Genomic DNA, 25,414 nt, shown 5'->3' on the forward strand with positions numbered 1-25,414 from the left:
GGTGGGGCTGACGGCCTCATCGCTGGCAAGCCAGCTCCCACAGGTTCTGTGGAGACCACAGAATTTTTGCCCAGCCCCAAATCGGCTTATGGGTTGTGCACTGATTTTGTGCCCATCCCAAAACACTGTGGGAGCTGGCTTGCCAGCGATAGCGGTGTCACTGTAGCAACGCGGTATCAAGGACTTTGGAGGACTCACCGAGAACGCTCTCGGCCAGTTGCACAAACTCCTTGGTACTCACCGTCCCCAAATGCATCGCCCCACGCAACACATCATCCAGCGAACGCTTGTTGCGCGTCTTCAAGCGAATCTCGCGATCCAGCTCCTGCAATACCACCACCGCCTTCGAAACCTGTGCCGGGCTGATCTGCTCGCCGCGCAAGGTCGTGACTTTCTGGCTGTCCCTGGCCAGTTTCGCCTGCAAACTTTGATAACGCTCATCGCTCATGCCACCGGCGCGGCGCACCAGTTCAATGGCGTAATACTCGGCAAAACCCTCGCTGATCCAGTCGCTGCGCTGCTCGTCGTTGATCCGCCCGAACACCTGCGCCAGCTCACGCACCAAAGCGCTGCTGCCGCTTTCGCTGACCAGCGGCAACCGTGTGTTCACGTAGATGGATTCATGCGCACCGAGGCTGCCGCGCCACATCGGGTCGTTGGCGCCGACGATCAACAGTTTGGTCGGATGGCGCGGATAGACCGCCTGCACCTGCGGCCAGACGAACGTCAGCAACGTCATCACGTCCATCCTGCGCATGCCCTGCCCTTGCGGCGAGGCCACGGTGACTTCGGTTTCGCCCAAACGTGTGCGGCGGCTGCCGAGTTGGCCGGCGAGCATCCAGCCGGTCGGGCGGTCGAACAGGCGTGAAGGGTTGTCGATGCGGAATTTGTTTTTGCCGATGCGCGGCCAAGCGGTTTCGATGCTCTTCCAACCGTCGGGCAATTCGAATTGCAGACGCGCGACCAGTTCGGTGCCGTCCTGTTGATCGAGTTTGGCTGGCGGTACCAGTTCGTCGCCACGCATCAACGCCCAAGTCGGGGTCATGCGCGTATCGAAACTACCGTTCTTGCGGCCGTGGCTGATGCGCACGCGGTAGCTCAGGCTGGACTTTTCGCTGGCGGGACGCCAGACCCCGCGCGCCTGTTTACCCGGGCTCAGCAGCCACTGGCCGTCAGCCTTGAAGTCGCTGTAATGGCTGCCGTCGCCAAGATCGAAATCGAGACTGCGCACCGCCTCACCTTTGGCCAGGGTCAGACGCACCTCGGCCTGATCACTTTGTGGCAACAGGCGCACGTGATAATCCAGATCGACTTTCTTCGCCGCCCAGACCGGCACACTCAGTGCCAGCAGCGCGATCATCAACGCCCGCTGCAATCCGACAGCCATACACACTCCCTGGTAAAGCTTGCGTGCGCAGGGATCAGCCTGCGCGGAAAATCAGGTGATCTTCCCAGTCATCCTCCGGCACGCTGCCTTCAGCAAGCATGCGCCCGGATTGGGAGATCCGTTCATGGTGCACCGCGTCGCGGTCACCGCACACCAAGTGGTGCCACAGCGGCAGATCCTTGCCTTCGCTGACCAGTCGATAACCACAGGTCGGCGGCAGCCATTTGAATTCTTCAGCCTGGCCCGGGGTGAGCTGGATGCAATCCGGGACAAACTTCAGGCGATTCGGATAATCGCTGCACTGACAGGTTTTAAGGTCCAGCAGTTTGCAGGCGATGCGCGTGTAGTAAACGCTGTTGTCTTCCTCATCCTCGAGCTTTTGCAGGCAGCACAGACCACAGCCGTCGCACAGCGATTCCCATTCCTGGTGATCCAGTTGATCGAGGGTTTTGCGTATCCAGAACGGTTCGACTTTGGCGACCATGGCTCAAGCATCAACATCAGGTGGTGAAAAGGCCGCCAGTCTAGTGCTCAAGGCCTTGCGGGCCAAGCGTTGGCGACTGCCGGTTATGCGGGACTTGTCAGTTTTTGTGGCGGCGCGTAGCTTTGCCAGTCGCAAGGAGCCTTGCCCGCAAGCCATTAACGCTCGACCGCGTTGCATTGTGGTGAACCCTCAGGCTCGGAAAACCCCATCGTTCAGCGCAACTGATCCCGCCGGGTTTTCATTCAAATCCCTGACTCAAACGTAGCAAGGAATCTCTCGATGAGTGCCAACCCTCGCGTTGCCGATTACGCCATTCACCCACAATTCACCGACCGCTGGTCGCCGCGCGCCTTTACCGGCGAAGCGATTCCAGAAGAAACCCTGCTGAGCTTCTTCGAAGCGGCACGCTGGGCGCCCTCGGCGTACAACTCGCAACCTTGGCGCTTTCTGTACGCGCGTCGCGATACGCCAAACTGGGAGCGTTATCTGGGCCTGTTGAATGAGTTCAACCGTAGCTGGGCGCAGCATGCGTCGGCGCTGGTGATCGTGATTTCGAAAACCACGTTCACTGCACCGGGCGCCAGCGAAGAAACTCCAGCGTTGTGGCACACCTTCGACACCGGTTCGGCGTGGGGTCATCTGGCGCTGCAAGCGAGCCTCAGCGGCTGGCACACCCACGGCATGGCCGGGTTCGATCAGGAGCTGACGCGCAAGGAGCTGAACATTCCTGAAGGTTATGCACTGCACGCAGCGGTGGCCGTTGGCAAACTCGGTGACAAGGCAACGCTGGCTGAATACCTGCAGGCCCGTGAAGAGCCGAGCCCGCGTCGCCCGCTGAGCGAACTGGCGGCGGAAGGCGACTTCACCCTCTAAGCCACAGCGCAAATGATCGTTCCCACGCTCCGCGTGGGAACGACTCAAGGGACGCTCCGCGTTCCAATGGGACGCAGAGTGTCCCCGGCTGCATTCCCACGCAGAGCGTGGGAACGATCTGAAGCAAGGAGATCAGTAGCCGCGGTTGAAATCCACTTCCCCGCGCAACGCCTCACCCGCCTGATACGCCTTCAGGTTCTCGACAAACAGCTGCACCATCAACGCCGGCGAAGTCGGTGCCGAGCTGTGCCCGGTCAGCAGCAAGCCCCACGCCGTCCAGAACGGATGCCGTTGCGGCAGTGGCTCCTGACGGCAAACGTCGATCACCGCCCCCGCCAGATGCCCTTCCTTCAACGCTTCCACCAGATCGGCATCGACCACCGCAACCCCGCGCCCGGCATTGATAAACAACCCGGTCGGTTTGAATTGCTTGAACAGCGCCGCATCGTAGATGTCGTGGGTGTGCTCGGTGTTCGGCAGCAGATTGACCACGTAATCCACCTCGCCCACCAGCCGTGGCAGATCGGCCATCGAACCGACTTCGACAAACGGCGCTTGCTCGCGGGCAGTGCTGGCGATGCCGTATAACTCGATGCCGAACGGCAGCAGGAACTGCGCCACGCTCTGGCCGATGTCACCGGTGCCGACGATCAGCACTTTGCGTCCGACCAGGCTCTGGCCGCTGCGATTGTCCCACTTGCGTTCGACCTGGCTGACCAGGCGCGCCAGCACTTCGCGCTCATGGCCGAGGATATAGGTCAGCACGTACTCGGCCATCACCTGACCAAAAATCCCCACTGCACGGGTCAAGCGGTAATCACGGCGCAAACCGTCCGCGAGTAACGGTGTAATGCCGGCCCAGGTCGATTGCAGCCACTGTGGCTGGTGCCCTTGGCGCAGCAGGGTCGCCAATAGATCCGGTTGCCCAAGCCACACCGGGCAATCGGCCGCCTGCCGGGCCAGCTCGGCGGAGTCGCCGCTGGTCAGTACTTCAAGCTCGGGCGCTGCCTGACGCAGCAGCCGGGCGTATATCGCGTGGTCGTGTTCAGCAATCAGAACGCGCATCTTCAAACCTTTCGCAAACCGTGCAAACGGCCGCCGGATTCGGGCGGCCATCGCGGTAAAAACAGTTCCAGGGTAAACCGAGACTCAGAACAGAGCCTCGCAGATCAGACCGGGTCGTTGCGTCGCAACAACTCTTCGGGCAAGTGCTCGATGTACTCATCCTCGGCCGGCGGCATTTGCAGGTGGTAGCCCTGCTTGTCGAGGTTCTCCAGGACCACGACGATGTCTTCGCTGGCCAGTTTGCGCTCGGGCGACAGCACCAGATCGAAGGAATGCTTCGGCTTGCCGAACGCCAGCATCAGCGCTTCCGGCACACGCTCAAGCGCATCGCTCTTGAGCACGTAAAGGTACATGCCGCTGCGCTTGGAGCTTTGGTAGATGGAACAAATACGTTTCAAGGCTGTTCTCCGGCGGTGGCCAGGCTGTCGAGCAGCTTCTGACCCATGAGTTCGCGGCGCCAGCCACGCAACGACTCAGGCAATTGGTAAGGACCCTCGGGATAACCGCTTTTGACCAGGGCTTCGAGGGTTTTCTTGCGCAGCATCAGTTCCGGGGCAATGCCCAGACGCTCGGCCTCCGCCTGACCCAATGCGCGCAGTTGTTTGATCAACGCAGCGGCTTCGATCGGCAATGGCTCCGCTATGGCCGGCGGCCATTGATCAGGCCCCACACTGCCAGAGCGCTTGATCAGATCAAGCAGAAATTGGCCGTCCTGACGCACGGTACGCGGGTGCATGTCTTCGATCTTGCCCAGGGCGGCGAGGTTGTCCGGTTGCGTGCGGGCCAGCGGCCACAGCGAATGCTCGCGGACAATGCGGTTGCGCGGCAGATCGCGGGCGCGGGCTTCTTTTTCACGCCAGGCGCACAGTTCACGCAGTACGGCCAGTTGCGCACGCGAGAGTTTCCACGCCAGTTTGGCCTCGCGATAAACCTCGTAAGGATCGGTTTCGCGGCGCAGGTTGGCGACCAGTTCGGCACCGTCCTCCAGCACCCAGGCGAATTTGTCGTCAGACAGTTTCGGCCGCAGCTGTACGAAAACCTCCGCCAAGTGCACGGCGTCTTCGGCGGCGTAGCTGATTTGCGTGTCGGACAACGGACGCTGCAACCAATCGGAGCGAGTCTCGCCCTTCGGCAGTTCGATGCCGAGCACTTCCTGCACCAGCCGCGAATAGCCCATCGAGAAACCGAGGTTCAGGTAAGCCGCGGCCAGTTGTGTGTCGAACATCGGCGCCGGCAGGCTGCCGGTCAGGCGCAACAGCACTTCGAGGTCTTCGCTGCACGCATGCAGGACTTTGAGCACCGCCGGGTTTTCCAGCAACGCGGCCAGCGGTTGCCAGGCGTTGATGGTCAGCGGATCGATCAGGTAGGCGCGTTTGCCGTCGCCGACCTGCAACAGACCGGCAATCGGGTAGAAGGTGTCGACCCGCATGAATTCGGTGTCGAGGGCAACGAACGGCAGCTGCTGCCACTCGGCGCAAAACTGCGCGAGGCTATCGTTGTCGCGAATCCAGTGAATATCGATGGCCACACGGCTCTCCCTTGAAGAATGGCGCGCAGTATATATCGCCACCGGCGATTTACGCGCCTGTGAAGGGCAAGAGCTGTAACGAAATGTCCTGCCAGAGAGCAAGAATAGTCTGACAGTGGAAACAGACAGGCCCGACGCGTCAGCACGACGGAGCCGATTGGACTCATTCCTTGGCGAGCACGCCGTCGATCACCGCGCCACGGCAACCGGCAAACATGTCCAGATCCGGCTGATAGACCTTGCTCTTGACCTCCAGCAGACCCAGCATCGAGTGGAACAGGTTGTCCTGGCTCAGCGGTTTGTCGCGGCTCATCTGCAGGCAATGGGTGTCGACCGAATAAGCCTTCTGATAGTTATCGGAGAACCACGCCAGCATCGCTACATGCTTTTGTTGCTCCGGCGCCAGCATGTAAGGCGTACCGTGCAGGAACAGGTTGTATTCACCAAGCGACTCACCGTGGTCCGACAGGTACAACATGGCGGTATCGACTTTGTCCTGATTGCTGCGCAATACATCGATCAGACTCGACAGCACATGGTCGGTATACACCAGCGTGTTGTCGTAACCGTTGACGATACTTTCGCGGCTGCAGTTATTCAGCGCGTTACTTTCACATACCGGGGTGAAGTGCTCGTATTCCTTCGGATAACGCTTGAAGTATTCCGGGCCATGGCTGCCCATTTGATGCAGAACCAGAACGGTGTCCTTGTCGAGATGATCGATAAAACTCTGCAGGCCTTGCAGGAGGATTTCGTCGCGGCACTCGCTGTTGGCGCACAGCGCCGGGTCTTTCAGGTTGCTGACATCTTGCAGGGTGACGCGATCGCAAGTGCCTTTGCAGCCGGACTGGTTGTCACGCCAGATCACGTCGATACCGGCACGCTTGAGCACGTCGAGCAGACCTTCTTCATTCTTCGCCTTGCTGGCGTCGTAATCCTTGCGACCCATGTTGGAGAACATGCACGGCACCGAAACAGCCGTTTCCGTGCCGCAGGAATGTACATCGGTGAAGGCAATCAACCCGGCTTCCTTATCGAGTTGCGGCGTTGTATCGCGGTTGTAGCCAAGAATGCCGAAGTTCTCCGCACGGGCGCTCTCACCCACAACCAGCACGGTCAGGGATTTGCGCGGCTGGAGTTTCAGATCGGGATTACGCTGGGCGTCTTCGCCGATCTTGACGAACGGTTGCTGCGCCGAAACCACTTGCTCACGCAGGTAACCAGCCGAAGCGCCAATGTAATTGCTGGGCACCAACATCAGGCGAATTTCGTGATGGTTGCGAAACAATGAAGACAAGCCCTGATAGTTGGCCAGGGCTACGCCGCCAATTACCGCGACCGAGGCGACACTGACAATAACTTTACTGAGCAACTCACGGTGCCAGCGACGATAATTAATCGGTAACTTCCACAACAAAAATGAAGGCAAGACACCGAGCAACAAAATATAAGCAAACAACTTTAACGAGAGCAGATCTCGCACTTCCGTTGCATTGGTTTCGGCAAAGTTACGGAACATGCCGGCATCGATCATGACGCCATATTGACTCATGAAGTAAGCCACGCCGGCGCTGACCAGGAATATCAGCGTCAACAGCGGTTTGAGCAGCGGACGAAAGGCCAGAAACGTCAGCACAATGTTGAATGCCGCGAGGATCATTACCCCGAACGCCACGCGCATGGCGATGCCCTTGCCATCGGCGCCGGTAATCTCGAACAGGTGTTGCCAAAGGACAACATTGCAGCCGATTAAAAGAAAGGCACTGGCAATCAACGTCACCCATTCCGGGCGCACGGCTTTTAACTTCAACATAGAAAGGGCGATTCCTGAAAAGAAGAGCCTCGGTCCATGAAAGAAATTTCAATTGTGAAAATTTCATTAACTAAGGCACGAGAAACTTTAAGCAGGCAAGCATCAATTTTTTGTGAAAAAGACGCCAACGAATAGTTGGCTTTTGGCAATGCGCTTAAACTTGCGAAGTATTTGAGAATGGTTCAGCTTTTATTCAGCAGACAATGCGGCCCCTGTAGGAGCTGCCGCAGGCTGCGATCTTTTGATCTTGATCTTTAAAGCCAGATCAAAAGATCGCAGCCTCGTTGCACTCGACAGCTCCTACAGGGATCGGTATTTGATTTTTAAAAAGGGCTGTGGATTTTCTGGTTTGCCCGAAGCAGACGGTTCCGCGCCTAATCGTCGGCCCCGCTCAAAGGTCTGATGATGGAAAACGTCCGCGCCACTGCTCGCCCCGCTGTCTGGCTGATGCTCGCGATCATGCTCGTCGCCCTCAATCTACGTCCGTCGATGGCGGCGGTCGGCCCGTTACTGTCGGCCATTCGCGCTGACATCCCGCTGAGTTTCAGCGTCGCGTCACTGCTGACCATGCTGCCGGTGATGGCCATGGGGCTGGCGATGTTTTTCGGCATTGGCATCAGTCAGCGGCTGGGCGAGCAACGGACGGTTTTCCTGTCACTGCTGATCATTGGCCTGGCGACGCTGTCGCGGCTGTTTATCGAATCGGCAGCCGAACTGATCGTCAGCGCCGTGTTCGCCGGCCTCGGCATTGCGCTGATTCAGGCATTGATGCCGGCGCTGATCAAATCGCGCTTCGCCGACAACGTCGCTCTGTGCATGGGCTTGTATGTCACGTCGATCATGGGTGGCGCCGCCATTGCGGCCTCGTTTGCACCGCTGGTGATGGTGCAGACCGGGAGCTGGCGCAGCGGTTTGGCCATCTGGGCGATTCTGGCGTTGCTCGCGTTGCTGTTCTGGTGGTCGCAACGCAGCCAACTGTCATCCACGGTGATGGCGGCAACCAGGAAAGATTCGTTGTTTGCCCATTCCCGCGCCTGGTTACTGGCCATCTTCTTTGGTCTGGGGACGGCGTCCTATACCTGCGTGCTGGCCTGGCTCGCGCCGTACTACGTAGAAAAAGGCTGGAGCGAACAAGACGCCGGGCTGTTGTTAGGTTTTCTGACGGCCATGGAGGTGATTTCCGGCCTGGTGGTGCCCGCGATCGCCAATCGCAGCCGGGATCGGCGGGTGATGCTGATGGCGTTACTGATGCTGATCATCGCCGGGTTTTGCGGCCTGATCCTCAGCCCGCAACAACTCAGCCTGCTGTGGCCCTGCCTGTTAGGGCTGGGCATTGGCGGTTTGTTTCCGATGAGCCTGATCGTCTCGCTCGATCACCTCGACAACCCGCAACGTGCCGGTGGGCTGACCGCATTCGTGCAGGGCATCGGTTACTTGATCGCTGGCCTTTCGCCGCTGCTGGCCGGAATGATCCGCGATTGGCTCGGGAGTTTCGAGTGGGCCTGGTGGTCGCTGACCGTTGTGATGGGAGTGATGCTGTTGATGGTGTGGCGCTTCGATCCCAGGCATTACGCCCGACACTTTCCCTCGTCGAGCTAAAGGCTTCTGGCCATCTTTCAGCGGTTTGAGTAGCGACGTCGTGTTACTAAAACTTTCTGTCCCACAACTGACTGTGAAACGTCCTACAGGGCTTTGTCCTGGCACCATCGTTCCGTTAGGATCGTTCGCACACGTTTGCGCGGATTCAGCGCAAGGAGCACAGCGAGACAGAACGGATGCTGAACAGTAACTTGCTTCGAAAGCTCGACATGCAGGATCTCATGGTGTTTATCGCTGTTTATGAGCAAAGCAGCGTTACCGATGTGTCAGAAACCCTGTTCGTCAGCCAGTCCACCGTCAGTTACTGTTTGAAAAAACTGCGCACCAGTTTCGAAGACGAACTGTTCATCAACACCCGCACCGGCATGCTTCCGACCTACAAGGCCAGCACCATGTATGGCCATGTGCAGAAGATCCTCGAAAGCATCAACCTGTGCCACGCCGGCGCCCCCACGTTCGACCCGACCCGGCAAGCCGTCACTTTCAACATCTGCGCGCCGGAATACTTCGAGCAACTGATTCTGCCGCGCCTGTTGAAACGTTTCGATTTCGATGACTTACCGGTGATGGTCAACATGCACAAGTTCGAGACCGACGTCCCGGCGGATGAACTGCGCGACGGCAGCCTTGATCTGGTGATCAGTTTCGGTCCCAATTTCCACCGCCATCACACTGACCTGAAATCACGGATGCTGCTGGAGGATGATCTGGTCTGCGTCTTCGACAAACGCGCCACGCCACTGGAACCGCGCCTGAGCCTGCAGGCCTTTACCGAACGTCGGCATGTGTTTCCGACGCCGTGGACATCGACCACCAACATGGTCGACGGCTGGCTCGCGCGGCAGGCGCAAAAACGCCAGATCGTCGCGCGCTCGAACAGCTACAGCGCGGCATTGAAAATGATCACCGGCACCGACTTCATCCTCACCCTGCCCCGCCGTATCCAGCGTTTGCTGACCAACGAAGCGGTGTTCAATCACTGTGAGGCACCGAACGGCTTGCCGGGCTTCACCCTCGACATGCAGTGGAGCCAGAGCGTTGATCAGGACAGCGCCAACCTGTGGTTGCGCGAGCAAGTGGTGAAGGTGTGCAGCGAACTCGAAGCGGCCTGAGTCCTACACGCCAATCGCGGTTTTGCTGTAGGACTCGCGATCCATGTCGACCAGCTCAACGCACAGCTGCACCTCGACACCGGCCGGCCATTCGCACAGGTCCTGCAAGACTGCCAACAGGCTTTCTGACAACTGCTTCTTGATCTGCGGCGAACGCCCGCTGAGCAGCGCCAGCTTCACATAGACGAAGGCGCGCTCGGCCATAGCGGTACCGACCTTGAATGTCTCGACTTTGACCGCACGGCTCTTGATATCGAACTCCGCCGCGAACTGACCGGAGCCCACCAGGGTGTTGTTGAGCCGTATCAACGCGACGTCGGCGTTCAACTGCGGCAGGTTGGCGGTGTATTCCATGTGCAGGTGTGGCATTGCAGATCCCCGGTGAGTTGGCAGAAAGGTCGTACATATAGCACATGTGGCTCATCACCAATCCCTGTAGGAGCTGTCGAGTGAAACGAGGCTGCGAACTTTTGATCTTGAGATTTGAAGATCAAAAGATCGCAGCGTGCCGCAGCTCCTACACGGTGTTGTGGCTCAGGATGGGGTCAGTGGTCGTTCGCTCATGAATTGCTCCAGCCGCGAACGCAACCAGCGTTCGGCCGGATCGCTGTCCACATGGCTGAGCCAGACCATCGACAGATCCAGCGTCGGCGTCTTGAACGGAAAGGGTTCCTTGAACAGCAGCCCCGAAGTGGCCATGGCCGCTGCGGTGTAATCCGGCAGGCTGGCAATCAGGTCGGTGCCGGCCAGCAGCGCCGGCAACGCACTGTATTGCGGCACCGACAGCACTACCTGACGCGTGCGCCCCAGCTCTGCCAGCCACTCATCGGCAAACCCACTGACGTTGGCCGTGTGCGAAACCAGCACGTGCGGCCGCGCGCAATATTCATCCAGCGTCAGCGGCGTATCGCTGGCGTCGGCACGCAGGATGCTCGGCTGGATGTGCCGCAGCAATTTGCGTTTGGCATTGGCCGGCAGACCTCGGGTCTGGCTGATGCCGACCGTGATATCACCCGCCGCGAGCAGGTCGGGGATGCGCCAGTAATCAACGTGTTGCACCACAAACACCACGTTCGGCGCTTCCTGGCGCAGCGCACGCAACAGCGGCGGCAGCAGGCCGAACTCGACGTCATCGGAAAGGCCAATGCGGAAGGTCATGGTGCTGACGGCCGGGTCGAAATCGCGGGTCAGACTCAGCGCGACCGAAAGTGAATCCAGCGCCGGCTTGAGGTGGCGGAAAATATCTTCGGCACGGGCCGTCGGTTCCATGCGATGGCCGACGCGGATAAACAGCGGATCGTTGAGCATCGTGCGCAAACGATTGAGCGCCGAGCTGATAGTCGGCTGGCCAAGGAACAGCTTCTCGGCCGCCCGGGTCACGTTGCGTTCGAGCATCAAGGTCTCGAACACCACCATCAGGTTGATGTCGGCCTTGCGAAGTTCATTGCGGTTCATCCATTGCCCCCTGCCCCCCGGAATACCGGCAGTGTAGAAAGGCCGAAGCCCCGGCGTCCATCGCCACGGTGCGTCAGTTCACCGTCAAGCGCTTCAAGCCAAGCCCCATGACCCGGGAATCGTCGTTCAGGCCCAATTGTTGCGGACTGATGGCATCGGGCAAATGAAACTCGATTGTCAGGCGATCATCGTCCGCTAGATGCTGACGGATCGCAGGACTGATCGGTATGTCCAGATGATTACCCTGATGTTGCACCAGGCGCGTAGTCAGCACCTGCTCGCCATTCACACTGACGATCACTCGCTGCGCCGGGTGTTGCGGCAAAACGAATGCCATGACCTCCAGCGCAATCGAGCGCGCCTCGGGTGTCACCCGCAAGTCGAGTTGCGCCTGCTGCCCCGCCGACCATGTTCCCCAGTTTTCCGCGGTCGACCAGCCGCTGACCAACTGCCGGGCGGAGTAGTTGAAGATCAGCGTCTGACCGGGACGCATCAATGCCAGTAGTGACATCCGCCGCCCTTCATCCGGCATGCTCAGACACTGCGAACAACGCTTCCAGCCCGGCGCGAGCACCACCAGACCATCCACTCGGGTCAGCAGATCCGTTTCACTGTTGACGCTTTTGGCGGCATCGGCGAGCACCGTATCGTCGAGGATGTACAACGAGTCGGCATCGTATTGCCCTGATTCGAGCATGCGCTGCGTTTTCTGCCGGGCCTGCTCAAGCGCAGTGGAACTCATGCGCCCCAGATAAACGGCGTCGGTTTTCAGGCCGTGAGTCGCGGCAAAATCGGCGATCACTTGCCAGCGCTCAGACTGATTCTGCGGCATCAGACTGCGGATATTCGGGTAATGCGCCGCCGCACTCGCCCAGAACGGATCACGCATCGGCGTTGGCCATTCTGCGGACGGCGTCATCATCTTGCCGTTGCGCAAGCCCATCCAGCCGTTGCGCGTGTCGACGACCTGCAACGTCAACGCCAGCGCCAGCAGCGCGACGACGATGCGTGGCCGGTAACCGCGCACCAGCAGGAACATCACCATCAGGATGAGCGCGTACAACACCGGCCAGAACATCCGCCCCGAGGCGCGAAAAACGTTCGCCAGTTTGATGGCGATTTTCGGTAGCGGGTAGCTGAACGTGTGTGCGCCGACGCCGATCTGGTTCGATAGCGCAAACAACGATAAACCGATCAACGCCAGCATTAGCCAAGGGCGAACGCGAAGCTCATCCTTCAGCGGCTGGCGGTTTCTCAGCCAGGCAATCAGCGCCAACGGCACCAGCAACAGCACACCAAGGCCCGGATAGTTGAAGCCTTCGTAATCGCCGCTGGCTTTTGGCAGGTCCGGCAAAATCAACGACCAACCTGCCGGATCCAATGGCGACAGCAGGTTCATCCGGTACAAACCGAAACCGCCGGATTGCGCGCCATCAGCAATAGCGAAGTAACCGACCTGCCAGCAACACACACTCACCACGGCAAACAGCGAAACGCCTTCGAGCAGACCCTGTCGCCGCGTCAATTGTTGGCTGAAGGTCTTGCCGAGCAGATCCGCCACCCAGATCAGCGCCACCATCGCCAGCAGGTACGCATGCACCATGGCGGTGACCGCCAACAGCGCACCCCAGGCCAGACGACGTCGATACGGGTTCGGTAATAACGCCAGGTACAGCGCCGCCAGAATCAGGAAATGCCCGGACAGGGAAAGGTGCCCGCCCATGCGCAGGAACATCGGCGGCGAAAACACCAATAAACCTGTGCCCAGCAAGCGAATCAGCGGATTCCCCGTCATCAGCCCCAGCAGTTTCCAGCCAAACCACGCTTGCAAGACGAAACACGCCAGCAGCCACAGGCCGAAGTACTGGAAGGTCGCCGGTAACCACGCGTTGAACGGTTTGAACAGCAACGCCAGCAGCGGATTGGAGTCGGAGAAAATAATCGAATTGCCCAACTCCAGACCATAGAACGGGTTAAGCCCGAGCGGAAAGGTCCAGGGGGAGTACCGGAAATATTCCCAGCCCAGATAATGCGTCGCCGGATCGCCCTGCTCCAGCCAGGCAATGTTTTGCGGATCCAGCGCTTGCGGCCCGATCACGCAGAAAAACGCCAATACGCCGAGCAACAACGGCAAAAGACCGAGCACCGGATGGTTTGGTGAAGCCTTCATCGATACGTCCAGAAATTGTGCAAGACAAAGGTGAACGCTGGAATCGTCAGTGCCACCGCAACAATACCCAGCAGATAGTGCAGCCCGGCAATCTGCGCAGCCCAGGCAACGAACATCGCCAGGAAAAAGCCCCCCACGGATACCAGCAGGAAGCGCAGCAGCGTTCGGCCGTGCAAACGGGCAGAAAAACTCCAGGTGGTGTTGATCACATAGGACACCACCGTCGCCACCGCAAACGCCACGCCGTTAGCTAGCGGCGGTTGTGCAGCGATGAAATTGATAAACAGCACCGCCACCAGCGCATGCAGCGCGGTGACGAACAGCCCGGTCACGGCAAAGCGCACACCACGTTGGATCAATGCTGACTTTTGCGCCGAGGTCACGATTTTTGAGCCAGCACGAACACGCTCAACCCGGCCAAGCGGTTCATGCCCAGCAACGGCAGTTCGAGGCGGCACAAGGCCTTGAGGACACCGTTCACCAGCGGATGATGACGCTTGAGTTGCGAACGCGGCGGCTGGGCTTGCGCGCCTTGCGGCAGCAAGCGCAACGCCGCCGCAATCGGAAACACCGCGCCGAAATAATAGGCACCGCGCTGCACCGTCAAACCCGCGTCACGCGCCAGTGTTTCAAACTGCGCCAGGGTGTAGCGGCGTTTGTGTTCGAGAAAGTCATCGTGACCGCTCCACAAGAACTGGAACGCCGGCACTGTCATCAGGAATCGACTGCCCGAGGGCACTTTATCGACGTACATCTTGAGCAAACCGAGATCGTCATCGACATGCTCCAGTACGTCCATCAACAACACCAGATCGGCATCGATGGTTTCGATCCCGCGACGGTAGTGCACCGGTTTGCCGGCGGTGGTCGCGCTGGAGTCGGCGGGATAACTTATATCCACGCACCACGCTTCGCGTGCATCGGTGTGCGTCAGCAAATGGTGGGAGAAAAACCCCGAACCGGCGCCGACATCGAGGATTCGGCTGATGGGCGCATCTCCCAGCAAACGCCGGGTGGCCGCGGCTTTCGAACAGTAATACCAATGCTCGTTGATGGCGTCGCCGAGGATGTCGGTTTCCTTGAGATCCATGTATCAGTCCTTGGGGTCGTAGACGCGACGCACCAGAAAAACCGGCCGGCGTTTGGATTCGATATACGTGCGGCCCAGGTACTCGCCGAGCACTCCGATGCCGATCAATTGCAGCCCACCGAGAAAGGTCACGGCCACCATCAGCGAGGCATAACCGGGCATGTCGACACCGTGGATCAATGTGCGCAAGACAATGAAAATGGCGAAGGCAAACGACACCAGCGACACTAGCGCACCGACATACGTCCAGACCCGCAATGGCTCGGTGCTGAAACTGGTGATGCCCTCCAGCGCGAAATTCCACAACCGCCAACCATTGAACTTGCTCTGCCCCGCCACCCGCTCCGGACGCTCGTAATCGACGTGGGTGGTGCGAAAGCCGACCCACGCGAACAGGCCTTTCATGAAGCGTCGGGATTCGGGCAAGGTCAGCAAGGCATCGACCACGCAGCGATCCATCAAGCGAAAATCACCGACGTTCTCGGGTAAAGGCTGTTCGGCAATCTTGTTGTGCAGGCGATAGAACCAGTGAGCGGAAGTCTGCTTCGCCCAGGTGTCGCTGCGGCGACTGATGCGATGACCGAGCACCACTTCAAAGCCTTCTCGCCAGCGCTCGATCATCAGCAGAATGACTTCCGGCGGGTCCTGCAAATCGGCATCGATGGGTACCACGATCTGTCCGGTCGCGATCTGCAAACCGGCGGACAGCGCCGCTTCTTTGCCGAAGTTGCGGCTCAGGTCGACGATACGCAGGCGCACATCCTGACGCTGATGCTCGAGCAGGCGTTCGAGCGTGGTATCGGTGCTGCCGTCATTGACGAACACCAGTTCAAGATCGATTGACGTCTGCGTCTGAAAGACTTCATTGATGCGCCGCAAAAACGTGTCGAGGCTGTCCTCCTCGTTAAAAACGGGGACCACCAGCGATAACGTCACCTGCCCGGCCTGCTGCGTTCCGTGCTCAGTCAAAGGAGTGCTCTTTTTATAGTGATTGTCGGTCGCCGAACGATATTCGACGCCATGAGCCGTTCCGTATTAAGCAGCAGCGTCGACAACGTTGCAAGGATCAGACGGCGTCATTTTGGCCAATCCACCGGCCTATTGCTGCGCTCTAGCCCGCGCTCTTCAGAAACATCCGCCAACGATTGGAAACAAATGTCCGATAGCCAAAAAAACCGTCTGCGCTAGGCTTGCGACCATGCGCCACACAGGCTGTCGCACAATGAATCGCATGGAGCGAACTGAATGTATTTCGAGATTTACAGGCAATCCAAAGGCACCCCGAGCACCGGCAAAGGACAATGGCGCTGGAGACTGAGGGCGGGCAACCACGAGACCATTGCCAGTGGCGAGTCTTATGTGAACAAGGCGGATTGTTTGCATGTGATCGGACTGATCAAGGCTGTGCAGGGGGAGACGCCGGTTAAGGAGATTTAACCGCGCGGGTCGATGCAGTCTTAGTCCCCATGCCAGGGAAGAAGTGAAAAAACTTATTAAGATCGGTATGCAAGGACAAGGCGCTGCATAACTCGACGCATAGCGATGTGTATGACTTGATCAAACGGAAGCTGGTGCATTCGCAGTCGTGAATGCCTGATGCGGAGGCGATGTTGCTTCTGCCGAAATGAGAAAGCCCCATAGATTTTTCATCTACGGGGCTTTTTCCGTGTAATGGCGAAGAGGTAGGGATTCGCCGCCCTTGTTAGCCCCCTGACGAAATCTCCCTTTCGCAGCAGATTTCGCTAAACGCCAAAGCTGTTTTCCTTTTGCTGCTCGTCGCGGTAATTCGACCGGAGTTTCCTTGGCAACGAAATAATGGCACTATCGCGACCTCCCGCCCTCACCCTGCAAATAGCAAGAAAATGAGCCAACGTCAATGACAAACCCCAATTTAAAATACAGAAGAGACATAGACGGCCTCCGCGCGCTGGCTGTTATTTCTGTTGTGATTTTTCACGCGTTCCCGACTCTGGTGCCTGGGGGATTCGTAGGCGTTGATATATTCTTTGTCATATCCGGCTTTTTAATCGGCACCATACTACTTAAAAGCATTGACCGAGGTACTTTCAGTTTTTCAGATTTTTACGCCAGAAGGATACGTCGAATCTTTCCAGCCCTGACCCTGGTGCTAATAACCTGCTGGGTTGTTGGAAAGTTTGTCTTGTTACCGAATGAGATGACCGAACTCTCCAAGCACATCGCAGCAGGCGCAGGATTTGTAGCAAATTTTGCATTCTGGTACGAGAGTGGATATTTCGACACCGCAGCAGAACTAAAACCATTACTGCATCTATGGTCACTCGCAATTGAAGAGCAATTCTACCTGCTTTTCCCCATGATACTTTGGGCGGCCTGGAAGGTAAGACTTAGCGCTATCAAGCTAATTTTGGCTATTGGATTAGTATCACTGATTTTGAATCTCTACTTCATAGGTGTAGATCCAAACGCCACATTCTACCTACTGCCGACCCGCGCATGGGAACTGCTGGCAGGCACCTTGCTGGCTTGGGCCTGCTTACAGCCGTGGTGGGCGTCGAAGTTCGAAGGACAGCAATCCAGACTCAATGACGCGCTCAGCGCTGCCGGGCTCGCACTCATATTCTTCGCACTATTTAGCTTCAAGCCGAGCGATCAATTCCCCGGCTGGCGCGCAATACTTCCTGTGCTCGGGTCGGTACTCCTAATAGCAGCAGGACCTTCATCTGTAATTAACCGAAGAATTTTCTCAACACGGGTGGCTGTCGCCATAGGTTTAATCAGCTTTCCGCTGTACCTCTGGCACTGGCCACTGCTTGCGTTCGCCCGCATAGTCCAAAGTGAAGAAACCAGTATCGAGATAAGATCGGCGGCGGTCGCAGCATCAATATTACTAGCATGGATTACTTATTCATTAATCGAGAAGCCGCTTCGCGCCGGAATAGTAAAGCAGCCGCGCCAAACCCCGGCTTTTGTCGGGTTGATGATAGTTATCGCGATTGGCGGATTTGCAACCTATAAACACCCAGCCGCTACCCCGCTGGAGACCAAAAACGAAGTAGCCCGAGCCATCGAGATAAATACCGCAGTTTCGCTGACGAACTGCGCAACCAGATTTCCCGACTGGAACACCATGACTGATAATCCGTGCCTGATTCAGGATGGCTTGATTACCAGCGCAGTCATAGGCGACTCACATGCAGCACACCTGTTTGCAGGCCTAAGCACCTACTCTAAGGCCGACCAGGGTTTAGCTGTTTTTCCGGCCAGTTGTGCTGCGCCATTTTACGATACGTCTACCGCACAAAAGGACAAAGCCGCCGCGAAGGTTCGCGCGAATGCATACCGTCTCATCAATGAGGCATATGATTACGCCTCAAAAGACAGCAGCGTAGTAAACGTACTTCTTGCGCATAACCCAAGATGCTCCTGGGAGGACGCTGTAGACATTCGAGACCCTGGCGAGAAGGACTTCAGAAAAGTTCTGGAATCAGGCATGAGGAGATCCTTCGAAATGCTATCTGAAGCCAAGAAAAATATTGTGGTGGTGCTAGACAATCCAAACCTGCCGTTTGACCCGTCGGCATGCGTCACACGCCCTTTCCGAATTACCGAAAAGAATGATGACTGCTCATTCCCAAGAAAAGTTTACGATCAGGACAGCGTAAATTCCGCCTATAACGAAATTGTTCAACGCGTCGCAAAAGACTTTACCAACGTAAAAATAATCGACTTAGCGTCGTTGTTCTGCGATTCCGACAGTTGCTACGCTGCGAAGGGCGGAAAAGTTCTATACAACGACAGAAACCACCTATCTATGTACGGCTCGCAATACGTTGCTCCGTACATTCTAAAGTCCCTGCGCCACGAGAAAAATGAGCGCACCACGCAGCTTTAGTCGATATGGATGGATGATTGACCCGGGCAGAGCTGAACTGGCTGAATTCAAGGATGACAATATGAAACTTCATGCACTCGGGAAAGATTGCTGAATGCACGCCGTCTTTGGCCAGGACAGCACTGACATGATCAATGCGAGCGCAAACGGATTACATTGATAAAAGCTTGGCACAGACGGGGTGCAATCAGCCCCCGTTCGCCGATGTCTCTGATGCCCCATAACTCCAGTCAATCTGCCAGCCCATTGGGGCCACCACTGTCTTACGAGCGATAACCTCGCCCCCTCCCGATCTGCCAGCGAGCGCAGCTCGAACGCCACCCAATATACGCGACCGACTCAGAGCCCCCTTGCAGCCGCTCAAGCAGCTCAGGGATGCGCAGCAGTCGCTCATTGCCGAACAGAGCCAGGCTGCAGTGTAGGGAACCGCGCAACACCCCAAAGCGCCCTTACGGTTCCTTTTGCCCTGGAAACGCCCTGAACGAAAGCCCGAAAACGAAAAAGCCCCCGTAATCAGCAATGATTACGGGGGCTTCGTCTTGTTCAATAATGGCGGAGAGATAGGGAGTCTCCGATTTCAAACCTACAGCCCACAGACCACGGTATTTCTTGGCTTCTACCATCAAGAGTGGTCAAATTGAGTGGTCAAATCAGGTATAAAAAATGGCTGACTACCTCACACGAAAAAAGGGCGAATCGAGATGGTACGTGCGTATGACGGTTCCACCGGAAGTACGTCATGCATTTGGTGGACGTGCCAAACTTATCAAAACCACTGGCACCAGTGACTTAACTGAAGCGAAAGCTATCGCCATGCGCGTCGCCGGTCAGTGGAAGGCAGAGATTGATAAAGCTAAGGAGCTAAAGCTAAACGCTCGTGACCAGTGGCGACCCGAACTGGCAGATAAAAGCTTGAACCTGCAACAACAAATAGATGCAGCATTGTTAGATGCCGTCAAGAATCCACCCAAGGGCTTAGGCGGTACAGCCGCTGAGATTTACGCCCGCTCTGCGAAGCTGCAAGAGGAAATAAAATCGTTCTTGCAGGATGCTCAGCAGTTGGAGATACAAGGTGCTACCGGACTTGTCGACCGCTTAAGAGCTGACCTTGACCTTGAGTCAGAGCCAATCACGATGGTTGACGCGGTGATGCGTTCCGCTCAAACCGTACAAGAGACGATGGTTCAGCTCGCCGAACGCAGACATGGATTTTCTCCGCTTGAACTGAGGGAAGCTCACGAGATTATTCAAGAACCAACAAGCTACAAACCAGTTTCACCTATTACAGAGCGTCGTCTAGAACAATTCCGAGCATACCGCGTGAAGGGTGGTATTGCGGCCAAGACCATCGACCAGCAGGAAGCCAAGCTCACCAAGCTGTCTGGCTACCTCCGCGATCAAGGTACATCGCTGACCAGTGCGACAATTGCCGCGTGGTTGGAAACGCTCAACCTATCGAGCAAGACCAAAGCTCAATACTTGCTAGCAGGTTCAACCTTCTGGAGGTGGGCAACGAAGAATGACGCACGTTGGCAAGAGTTGCACCTAGGACTGGACAACCCGTTCAAAGGCCAAGAACTACCCAAGGTGCGTGGTAAGGCCAAGGCAGATGCAGCCCGCAAGGCGTTCACCCCAGAGCAGATTGAATACCTGTACGGAGCCGCCCTAGCAGACGGTAGCTACACACTCTGCGACTTGATCATGTTGGGTGCCCACACCGGCTGCCGTATCGAGGAGCTTGCTCAGCTCCGGAAAGAATCAGTGGTGAAAGTCGAAGGCATACTGAGTTTCAAGATTGAAGACAGTAAGACTGTTGCCGGTATCAGAGAAATACCTGTTCACCCTTCCCTGTCGGCCACGGTAGAACGTCTGATTGCTGATAGCACCGATGGCTTCCTTCTACCAAGCTCAGCCGGGAACAAGTACGGGATTCGATCCGACTCACTCAGCAAAGCATTCGGAAGATTGAAAAGAGCACAAGGTTTCGGCAAGCACCATGTATTCCACAGCGTGCGGTCAATGGTTGTCACCCTCCTTCTCCGCAGTGGAGTGCCCGGCCCTACAGTTGCAAACATCGTCGGTCACGAAACTGGATTGGTTACGTTTGACGTTTATGACGAAGGTGCTAGCCCTAGACAAAAGCTTGACGCGCTTTCAAAGCTGTCATTTGACCTTTCAGGCATCACCCTTCCAACCTCTTGACCGGGTTACCTTAGCGACAACCTTGGTGACGATGAAAATAAATGACGAAATTGCTTGACTGAATGGTAAATAGTTGATCCTCCCATTGACAAATGAGAAGCGTTCGTGTAGAATGGTCAACATAAGGAGAAGAAATAACACTGCCGTTTGCAGCTCCCTCCCTGCCCATTACTGACACTCAGCCCTTCCTTCTGCATTGTCAGTAACTTGTTATTTCTTCTCCGCAGAACTCTGAGTCGTAATCCTTACAGGTTACGGCTTTTTTTATTGGCGTAACACAACACAAACCCAAACTCTTTCTCACCAACTTAAATGGAGGCGATTCTATGCCTGTAGTAAAGCTGTGCGCGTCTTGCAAAAAACCTTTCACCTGCAATCGGTCGCACGCCGTCACTTGTGGTTCCACATGCAGAGGAATCCAATGGAGGGCAAACAAAACCCCAATGATTCCTGTGAAGATTGCATTTAGTTCCACTCACTTCGCTGCAATCGAGAATGCTGCTAATGCTGCTGGTGTTTCGATTAACCAATATGCCCACGATCAACTGGTACAAACAATGGAGTGCAATTGATGCGAATACAACTCAATGAAAGGGCTGTATTTCAACTTGAGGAGTTGATGCGTCGTGCTGGCCATACAAGTTACCAACATTGCTTGCAGGTCTTACTGACCACGGCTACGAACAACGTCCGTAAAGCAGACGAGAACAAGAAGCTGCATAACATCTAACACCCCATCAATCCAAAATACTTTTAATAAAGTCAGAGGATAAAATTACATATAAGGAATCGAACCTTGAACTTCATCGCAACTCACAAACAATCCCAATTAATTCTTAAAGTTGTCACCACATCTCACACACCCTCCCCAGATGAGCATCATGCGTTTCATCCTGTTTCAACCACAGTATTGAATCGTTACTACAAACTGGCAACCAAAGCACACCGCAACGGTGTACAGGTGACAGTCGGTGAGTTGATGACCGCTTGCCCTAGCTTCATGGAACAAATCAGTAAAGGTAAGCAGGGCAAGGTAAAACTTATTACTACTCGAATTCGTAAAGAGCTAACACCGGTGCCAGATGATCGCTTGTTCAGCATTCAACATTGGATCGCCAACAACCCAGATGTTAACCATCATGACCTTTCAGATGCATTCAACACGGGTGCTGTCGCTGCCAAAGCGTACCTAGACAAATACCGCTGAGAGCTTCTGCAAGGCGTTTACACCTTCAATAAACGCCACTTGATACCCTAGCCTAACTTGGCGTTTTTGCACCCCTTACACGCCTTGATTCATATGGATTCAAATGCAGTTTTTAACCATATGTCTGGTGCCTTTCTACACAACAAACCCCAAAGGATAAACAATGACTATCGACAATGATATTGATATTAGTAAACACCTTGCAATCAAACAAATGGTTCACTTCATTCACTTGAAAAAATCAGCGATCGCAGTTGGTGACAAGGTTGGAGTTCGACGCGCTACTGACGTGATTGATCGTTTGACCACTGAATACGGATTGTCAGCTCTACATGAAGCTCAGGAGCAATACAAATGAGGAGTTCTGACCACTTCACTCGTGGCATTGCAAGAGCACTCGAACGACGTGCAAAGGCACAGCAACAAGCCATGCAAATTGAAGAGAAGGTTCATGGTGATAGTGATGCAATCGTCACCAAGACAACCAGTGTCACCATTATAAATACTGACACACTTAGTACTGATGAAGAACGTTACCGCACATCCCTTATCACCAACATGATTAAACTCATTCGCAGCAAAAGGAAAACAGTATAATGACCAGCAAAACAAACGACCGCATTACAATCTCAGGCACTGCCTCAAAATTTGAAGAAGCTGTATTAAGGCAACGTACAGAAGCTCGGCATAATGTTTATGATCAAACTGATGAATGCACAGTCTTGGTACGTGGTGAAATCCCGACTCAGTTCCTAAGCAATCTAATTGATCATCACACCAAAGGCTATACGCTATGTCTGAAATACCCGGTGTCAACTGCTCCTGGCAGTTACAGTTGCCGTATGGAGAAGCCTGATTCCATTAAGATCAGTGAACGCCAAGCGCTTGATCATCAAGTTAAGCTTGATTACGTCGCTGACTTGGAACGGGAACGTGAAGAATACCGTGTGAAGCTCACTAGCCAACTTTTGCAAACCCGTGAGCGGCAAGAAGCCAAGAAGGCTGCTGACAAACAAGCGAAAGTTTTGGCTGAGATTGCTCAGGAAGTCGCAGCTACATTCGGCGAGTTGATCGTACCGGAGTGACAGACGCCGACGGCGATGCCAGCCAGAACCTCCTATAACGCGTTCTGAGTACATTCCCAATGCAACCCTGCTTATCATCGCCCCGACAGCTTACAAGGGTTGTGCGGGGCTTTTGTTTGCGTGCAGGAAAGTACAGGGTACGGGCGTTAACCCGACAAAATAGGTGTGGAAGTTACCGCATTAGTAATGATAAAATCGCCGCACTAGTAATTCGCAATTTTTTCCATCGCATGGTCACAAAGCCTAACGTATACGGGCGCTAACGGCCTTTCGAGCCAGCCAGATAGCATTGCAGTATATAGGAAAGGGAGTGATTGAGAGTTTAGTGCTGTGTTAGAGAGTATGTATTAGAGATTAATATTAAAGATTAGGGGGAAGGAATGAGTGAAACGACTGAGGATAAGACCAAGAGAAAATACCTAGCACTGCTGACAGAAAACCAATGGTCACACAGGTACTCCGTCTACTATGCTGACCCAGCGATGAGCAAAAGTCTGTTAGCTGATATGGTTGAATTCAAGCAGGTACTGCGCAAGCAATATCCTAATCAACCATTCCTTATCCGCATTCAGATGAAGGCTGGCGGGCTGAACGGTGATAAGACTTTGCAGGCTTACCTGACGATCCTGACCACAGCCAGTTCAGAAGGTTTGAAAGTCGTAGCTCACGATACATTCTCATCCGAGGTGAACATCCAGCGTGGCAAGGTAACGTCAGCAAAGCTGGAAAGCATAGCCAGTGCAATCGACAAGCAAAAGCCACATGACTTATCGAAAGTATTCGGTGATGTCAGGGTTAGACGGTACTCGGTATTGAACAAAGAGATGTTGATGCCGCTGTGACCCTTACCAATACTATTCAGTAACAGGGATGCATACAGGGCGTAAATCAGGGGCTACGTGCAGTCACGCCTGCCCGAAGTTAGTATGAACTCAGCTACAGCACTGATTATACCTTGCCTTCAACCATTTTCGGTTAAGTACGACTCACTTTCCACCGCATAATCACGCACAGCTAAACAATACGATTGAAAACCGGTAATAAAATCCAGCTTTCAACCTAGGTTACATACTCGCCCTACGACCAGCATCAAACAAACTATTCTCTTCTCAAGTCTTTCATGACATCGCCATACCCCGCTTCCATTACGGCCCAGTGACGTTCTAATTGTCGCTGTAAGTCTGCAACATCACAAGCAATGCCAAGGTCTTCGCGTATTGCCACCATTACCTTCAATTGAAAACTTAACAGTTCTTTCATCTCAGGCAAAAACCAAACGTTAAACTCATGCATTAATTTCGCATGAACATTGTAAGCAAGCGATCGTGCAGCTGCATATTCTTGAGCTGTATCGGAGTTAATCTTATATGAGTCTTGAAGATATTGGAGTATTGCTCCATCTTGATGCCCCTGCTCGTGAAGCCTTTGCATTTCCCGTATAAGCCTTGAAGCTTCGTCAGAAAAAGTAACATAGGATGAGTCGTTAATTTCAATATCCGTCTTTGCATTCTGCACAGGAATAAGTCTAGGCAACACCTTTAGAAACAATGCACCGAATTGCGCACTCAACTCTCCTGCCAGCTTCGTGGTATTAGGCTCCGCCACCAACTTTAACTTTGCTATCGACGAGATAATAGACTGAAGCTCCAAATTCATATCTAAGCTAGCGAGATCACGATTAACTAGCGTGCTAAGATTAATATTTGCACCCTCAATATCCTCAGCCACCTTCAAGTAAACCTCATGCCTAAGCTTGCTAATTCTCTCTTTTGACTTTTCGCTCGTGTCATGATTAAGCTGCAATATTAGCCGATTGGTATTACTTCTATTCGAAATAATTACTCCAAATAGTGTTATGGCAGATGCAACAATGACGCCAAACAAAGCTATACCTGAAGCAACGACCCCAGATAAAATACCAACCGGGACTGTTTTCATAAATTCAATAAATTGCGCAATCATTCGTCACTCCCTGATATTGTCGGTGCTGTACGAGTAAAGCCGGGTTATACCTTCTTGGGGCGAAAGCCTCGGTACACCCACTTTATAGAAATACCAATCAGGTACATGATCAGACTGATTCCAACCCACCACGCAAAATAATATCCAACAAACTTCATTTGCCTGTCAGTTAGTGTGGCGGCCCGCTCTTTGTATCGATCCACTTCAGCTATTAGGTTGTCGTCTGCGTGCTGTCTCGCATATTTGGAGCACTCTGCTATGGCTTTCTCTTGTCCGTCCATGTTCCCGAAATACTCTTCACAGGTCACCCAAAGTTTAGCTCTGTCACTTAGCACTAAATACGCCTGTTTCTGTGTAGGGAAAGAGTCATACTTTATGCTGATTATCAGCAAGGCTATAACCACACTCAACACGACACCTAACCGCTGCCACCCACTCATCTCGTTCTCCTTGTCGAAACAGCTCAACCCATCGGTCATGATGGCACACGGTTGACCTGGATTGAACG

At 54.9% G+C, this 25,414-nt stretch carries 25 protein-coding genes; 11 read left to right on the top strand and 14 right to left on the bottom strand.

Going from position 1 to position 25,414, the window contains the following annotated elements; all coding sequences use genetic code 11:
• Positions 1 to 157: 157 nt before the first annotated feature.
• Both CKW38_RS21040 and CKW38_RS21045 read right to left on the bottom strand, forming a co-directional pair.
• Complete coding sequence (locus CKW38_RS21040) at positions 158 to 1,387, bottom strand: hypothetical protein (RefSeq protein WP_095113764.1); 1,230 nt, start codon at positions 1,385 to 1,387, stop codon at positions 158 to 160.
• 34 nt (positions 1,388 to 1,421) lie between these two features.
• A complete protein-coding gene (locus CKW38_RS21045; protein WP_007911343.1) occupies positions 1,422 to 1,871 on the bottom strand; it encodes a YcgN family cysteine cluster protein in 450 nt (149 codons plus the stop codon).
• Positions 1,872 to 2,150: 279 nt separating this feature from the next.
• Here CKW38_RS21045 and CKW38_RS21050 point away from each other — a divergent pair, with 279 nt between their 5' ends.
• Positions 2,151 to 2,744 (top strand): nitroreductase family protein, encoded by a 594-nt coding sequence (locus tag CKW38_RS21050; RefSeq protein WP_007911345.1) that lies wholly within the window; start codon positions 2,151 to 2,153, stop codon positions 2,742 to 2,744.
• A 132-nt stretch (positions 2,745 to 2,876) separates the two neighbouring features.
• On the opposite strand, the gene CKW38_RS21055 is transcribed toward CKW38_RS21050, so the two are convergent.
• From CKW38_RS21055 to CKW38_RS21070, 4 genes are all read right to left on the bottom strand, one after another.
• Positions 2,877 to 3,809 carry a D-2-hydroxyacid dehydrogenase gene (locus tag CKW38_RS21055; protein ID WP_007911347.1) on the bottom strand — a complete coding sequence of 311 codons (933 nt, stop codon included), beginning with the start codon at positions 3,807 to 3,809 and terminating at the stop codon, positions 2,877 to 2,879.
• A gap of 104 nt (positions 3,810 to 3,913) precedes the next feature.
• Positions 3,914 to 4,207, bottom strand: a complete 294-nt coding sequence (locus CKW38_RS21060) for a YcgL domain-containing protein (protein WP_007911350.1) — start codon at positions 4,205 to 4,207, stop codon at positions 3,914 to 3,916.
• Positions 4,204 to 5,337, bottom strand: coding sequence for a ribonuclease D (gene rnd, locus CKW38_RS21065; RefSeq protein ID WP_095113765.1), 1,134 nt, complete (start codon positions 5,335 to 5,337; stop codon positions 4,204 to 4,206). The genes CKW38_RS21060 and rnd overlap by 4 nt, the downstream gene beginning before the upstream one ends.
• Positions 5,338 to 5,500: 163 nt before the next feature.
• Positions 5,501 to 7,150 carry a phosphoethanolamine transferase gene (locus CKW38_RS21070; protein WP_095113766.1) on the bottom strand — a complete coding sequence of 550 codons (1,650 nt, stop codon included), beginning with the start codon at positions 7,148 to 7,150 and terminating at the stop codon, positions 5,501 to 5,503.
• Between the two features lie 405 nt (positions 7,151 to 7,555).
• Here CKW38_RS21070 and CKW38_RS21075 point away from each other — a divergent pair, with 405 nt between their 5' ends.
• Complete coding sequence (locus CKW38_RS21075) at positions 7,556 to 8,749, top strand: cyanate transporter (RefSeq protein WP_095113767.1); 1,194 nt, start codon at positions 7,556 to 7,558, stop codon at positions 8,747 to 8,749.
• A gap of 176 nt (positions 8,750 to 8,925) precedes the next feature.
• A complete protein-coding gene (locus CKW38_RS21080) occupies positions 8,926 to 9,861 on the top strand; it encodes a LysR family transcriptional regulator (RefSeq protein ID WP_095113768.1) in 936 nt (311 codons plus the stop codon).
• Between the two features lie 3 nt (positions 9,862 to 9,864).
• Here the strand turns inward: CKW38_RS21080 and CKW38_RS21085 are convergent, their stop codons facing one another.
• The 6 genes from CKW38_RS21085 to CKW38_RS21110 all read right to left on the bottom strand — a co-directional run bounded on the left by CKW38_RS21085 (position 9,865) and on the right by CKW38_RS21110 (position 15,545).
• Positions 9,865 to 10,230 (bottom strand): 5-carboxymethyl-2-hydroxymuconate Delta-isomerase, encoded by a 366-nt coding sequence (locus tag CKW38_RS21085; RefSeq protein ID WP_007911370.1) that lies wholly within the window; start codon positions 10,228 to 10,230, stop codon positions 9,865 to 9,867.
• A 165-nt stretch (positions 10,231 to 10,395) separates the two neighbouring features.
• Positions 10,396 to 11,316 carry a LysR substrate-binding domain-containing protein gene (locus CKW38_RS21090; protein ID WP_007911372.1) on the bottom strand — a complete coding sequence of 307 codons (921 nt, stop codon included), beginning with the start codon at positions 11,314 to 11,316 and terminating at the stop codon, positions 10,396 to 10,398.
• Between the two features lie 73 nt (positions 11,317 to 11,389).
• Positions 11,390 to 13,486, bottom strand: a complete 2,097-nt coding sequence (locus tag CKW38_RS21095) for a DUF6311 domain-containing protein (RefSeq protein ID WP_095113769.1) — start codon at positions 13,484 to 13,486, stop codon at positions 11,390 to 11,392.
• A complete protein-coding gene (locus tag CKW38_RS21100; protein WP_095113770.1) occupies positions 13,483 to 13,869 on the bottom strand; it encodes a GtrA family protein in 387 nt (128 codons plus the stop codon). Before CKW38_RS21100 ends, CKW38_RS21095 begins: the two co-directional genes overlap by 4 nt.
• On the bottom strand, positions 13,866 to 14,576 hold the full coding sequence (locus CKW38_RS21105; protein WP_095113771.1) for a bifunctional 2-polyprenyl-6-hydroxyphenol methylase/3-demethylubiquinol 3-O-methyltransferase UbiG: 711 nt from the start codon (positions 14,574 to 14,576) through the stop codon (positions 13,866 to 13,868). The genes CKW38_RS21100 and CKW38_RS21105 overlap by 4 nt, the downstream gene beginning before the upstream one ends.
• Positions 14,577 to 14,579: 3 nt before the next feature.
• Entirely contained in the window at positions 14,580 to 15,545 is a 966-nt protein-coding gene (locus CKW38_RS21110; protein WP_007911386.1) for a glycosyltransferase family 2 protein, read from the bottom strand.
• A gap of 276 nt (positions 15,546 to 15,821) precedes the next feature.
• Between CKW38_RS21110 and CKW38_RS21115 the strand changes: the two genes are divergently transcribed.
• The 8 genes from CKW38_RS21115 (at position 15,822) to CKW38_RS21145 (ending at position 23,786) form a co-directional block, all read left to right on the top strand.
• Positions 15,822 to 16,013 (top strand): DUF1508 domain-containing protein, encoded by a 192-nt coding sequence (locus tag CKW38_RS21115; RefSeq protein ID WP_007911387.1) that lies wholly within the window; start codon positions 15,822 to 15,824, stop codon positions 16,011 to 16,013.
• Between the two features lie 439 nt (positions 16,014 to 16,452).
• Positions 16,453 to 18,450, top strand: coding sequence for an acyltransferase family protein (locus CKW38_RS21120; RefSeq protein WP_095113772.1), 1,998 nt, complete (start codon positions 16,453 to 16,455; stop codon positions 18,448 to 18,450).
• Between the two features lie 663 nt (positions 18,451 to 19,113).
• Positions 19,114 to 20,652: a tyrosine-type recombinase/integrase gene (locus tag CKW38_RS21125; RefSeq protein ID WP_095113773.1), complete on the top strand. Its 1,539-nt coding sequence runs from the start codon at positions 19,114 to 19,116 to the stop codon at positions 20,650 to 20,652.
• A 796-nt stretch (positions 20,653 to 21,448) separates the two neighbouring features.
• Positions 21,449 to 21,859 carry a hypothetical protein gene (locus CKW38_RS29855; protein WP_141232677.1) on the top strand — a complete coding sequence of 137 codons (411 nt, stop codon included), beginning with the start codon at positions 21,449 to 21,451 and terminating at the stop codon, positions 21,857 to 21,859.
• Between the two features lie 163 nt (positions 21,860 to 22,022).
• Complete coding sequence (locus CKW38_RS21130) at positions 22,023 to 22,217, top strand: hypothetical protein (RefSeq protein WP_095113774.1); 195 nt, start codon at positions 22,023 to 22,025, stop codon at positions 22,215 to 22,217.
• Complete coding sequence (locus CKW38_RS21135; RefSeq protein ID WP_095113775.1) at positions 22,214 to 22,456, top strand: hypothetical protein; 243 nt, start codon at positions 22,214 to 22,216, stop codon at positions 22,454 to 22,456. Before CKW38_RS21130 ends, CKW38_RS21135 begins: the two co-directional genes overlap by 4 nt.
• Entirely contained in the window at positions 22,456 to 22,944 is a 489-nt protein-coding gene (locus tag CKW38_RS21140; protein ID WP_095113776.1) for a hypothetical protein, read from the top strand. The genes CKW38_RS21135 and CKW38_RS21140 overlap by 1 nt, the downstream gene beginning before the upstream one ends.
• 380 nt (positions 22,945 to 23,324) lie before the next feature.
• Complete coding sequence (locus CKW38_RS21145; protein ID WP_095113777.1) at positions 23,325 to 23,786, top strand: hypothetical protein; 462 nt, start codon at positions 23,325 to 23,327, stop codon at positions 23,784 to 23,786.
• A 256-nt stretch (positions 23,787 to 24,042) separates the two neighbouring features.
• On the opposite strand, the gene CKW38_RS21150 is transcribed toward CKW38_RS21145, so the two are convergent.
• Together CKW38_RS21150 and CKW38_RS21155 are read right to left on the bottom strand one after the other, a co-directional pair.
• Positions 24,043 to 24,906, bottom strand: coding sequence for a hypothetical protein (locus tag CKW38_RS21150; protein ID WP_095113778.1), 864 nt, complete (start codon positions 24,904 to 24,906; stop codon positions 24,043 to 24,045).
• A gap of 44 nt (positions 24,907 to 24,950) precedes the next feature.
• On the bottom strand, positions 24,951 to 25,346 hold the full coding sequence (locus CKW38_RS21155) for a hypothetical protein (RefSeq protein ID WP_095113779.1): 396 nt from the start codon (positions 25,344 to 25,346) through the stop codon (positions 24,951 to 24,953).
• Positions 25,347 to 25,414: the final 68 nt, after the last annotated feature.

Source organism: Pseudomonas sp. Irchel 3H7, from assembly GCF_900187605.1.
GTDB lineage: Bacteria > Pseudomonadota > Gammaproteobacteria > Pseudomonadales > Pseudomonadaceae > Aquipseudomonas.

Excerpts from the sequence above, each read along its gene's own strand:
- CKW38_RS21155 (WP_095113779.1), bottom strand. The coding sequence starts at position 25,346 with ATGAGTGGGTGGCAGCGGTTAGGTGTCGTGTTGAGTGTGGTTATAGCC.
- CKW38_RS21070 (WP_095113766.1), bottom strand. The coding sequence starts at position 7,150 with ATGTTGAAGTTAAAAGCCGTGCGCCCGGAATGGGTGACGTTGATTGCC.
- CKW38_RS21145 (WP_095113777.1), top strand. The coding sequence starts at position 23,325 with ATGAGTGAAACGACTGAGGATAAGACCAAGAGAAAATACCTAGCACTG.
- CKW38_RS21120 (WP_095113772.1), top strand. The coding sequence starts at position 16,453 with ATGACAAACCCCAATTTAAAATACAGAAGAGACATAGACGGCCTCCGC.
- CKW38_RS21130 (WP_095113774.1), top strand. The coding sequence starts at position 22,023 with ATGACTATCGACAATGATATTGATATTAGTAAACACCTTGCAATCAAA.
- CKW38_RS21105 (WP_095113771.1), bottom strand. The coding sequence starts at position 14,576 with ATGGATCTCAAGGAAACCGACATCCTCGGCGACGCCATCAACGAGCAT.
- CKW38_RS21040 (WP_095113764.1), bottom strand. The coding sequence starts at position 1,387 with ATGGCTGTCGGATTGCAGCGGGCGTTGATGATCGCGCTGCTGGCACTG.
- CKW38_RS21085 (WP_007911370.1), bottom strand. The coding sequence starts at position 10,230 with ATGCCACACCTGCACATGGAATACACCGCCAACCTGCCGCAGTTGAAC.
- CKW38_RS21090 (WP_007911372.1), bottom strand. The coding sequence starts at position 11,316 with ATGAACCGCAATGAACTTCGCAAGGCCGACATCAACCTGATGGTGGTG.
- CKW38_RS21095 (WP_095113769.1), bottom strand. The coding sequence starts at position 13,486 with ATGAAGGCTTCACCAAACCATCCGGTGCTCGGTCTTTTGCCGTTGTTG.
- CKW38_RS21050 (WP_007911345.1), top strand. The coding sequence starts at position 2,151 with ATGAGTGCCAACCCTCGCGTTGCCGATTACGCCATTCACCCACAATTC.
- CKW38_RS21150 (WP_095113778.1), bottom strand. The coding sequence starts at position 24,906 with ATGATTGCGCAATTTATTGAATTTATGAAAACAGTCCCGGTTGGTATT.
- CKW38_RS21135 (WP_095113775.1), top strand. The coding sequence starts at position 22,214 with ATGAGGAGTTCTGACCACTTCACTCGTGGCATTGCAAGAGCACTCGAA.
- CKW38_RS21080 (WP_095113768.1), top strand. The coding sequence starts at position 8,926 with ATGCTGAACAGTAACTTGCTTCGAAAGCTCGACATGCAGGATCTCATG.
- CKW38_RS21125 (WP_095113773.1), top strand. The coding sequence starts at position 19,114 with ATGGCTGACTACCTCACACGAAAAAAGGGCGAATCGAGATGGTACGTG.
- CKW38_RS21075 (WP_095113767.1), top strand. The coding sequence starts at position 7,556 with ATGGAAAACGTCCGCGCCACTGCTCGCCCCGCTGTCTGGCTGATGCTC.
- CKW38_RS21140 (WP_095113776.1), top strand. The coding sequence starts at position 22,456 with ATGACCAGCAAAACAAACGACCGCATTACAATCTCAGGCACTGCCTCA.
- CKW38_RS21045 (WP_007911343.1), bottom strand. The coding sequence starts at position 1,871 with ATGGTCGCCAAAGTCGAACCGTTCTGGATACGCAAAACCCTCGATCAA.
- CKW38_RS21055 (WP_007911347.1), bottom strand. The coding sequence starts at position 3,809 with ATGCGCGTTCTGATTGCTGAACACGACCACGCGATATACGCCCGGCTG.
- CKW38_RS21115 (WP_007911387.1), top strand. The coding sequence starts at position 15,822 with ATGTATTTCGAGATTTACAGGCAATCCAAAGGCACCCCGAGCACCGGC.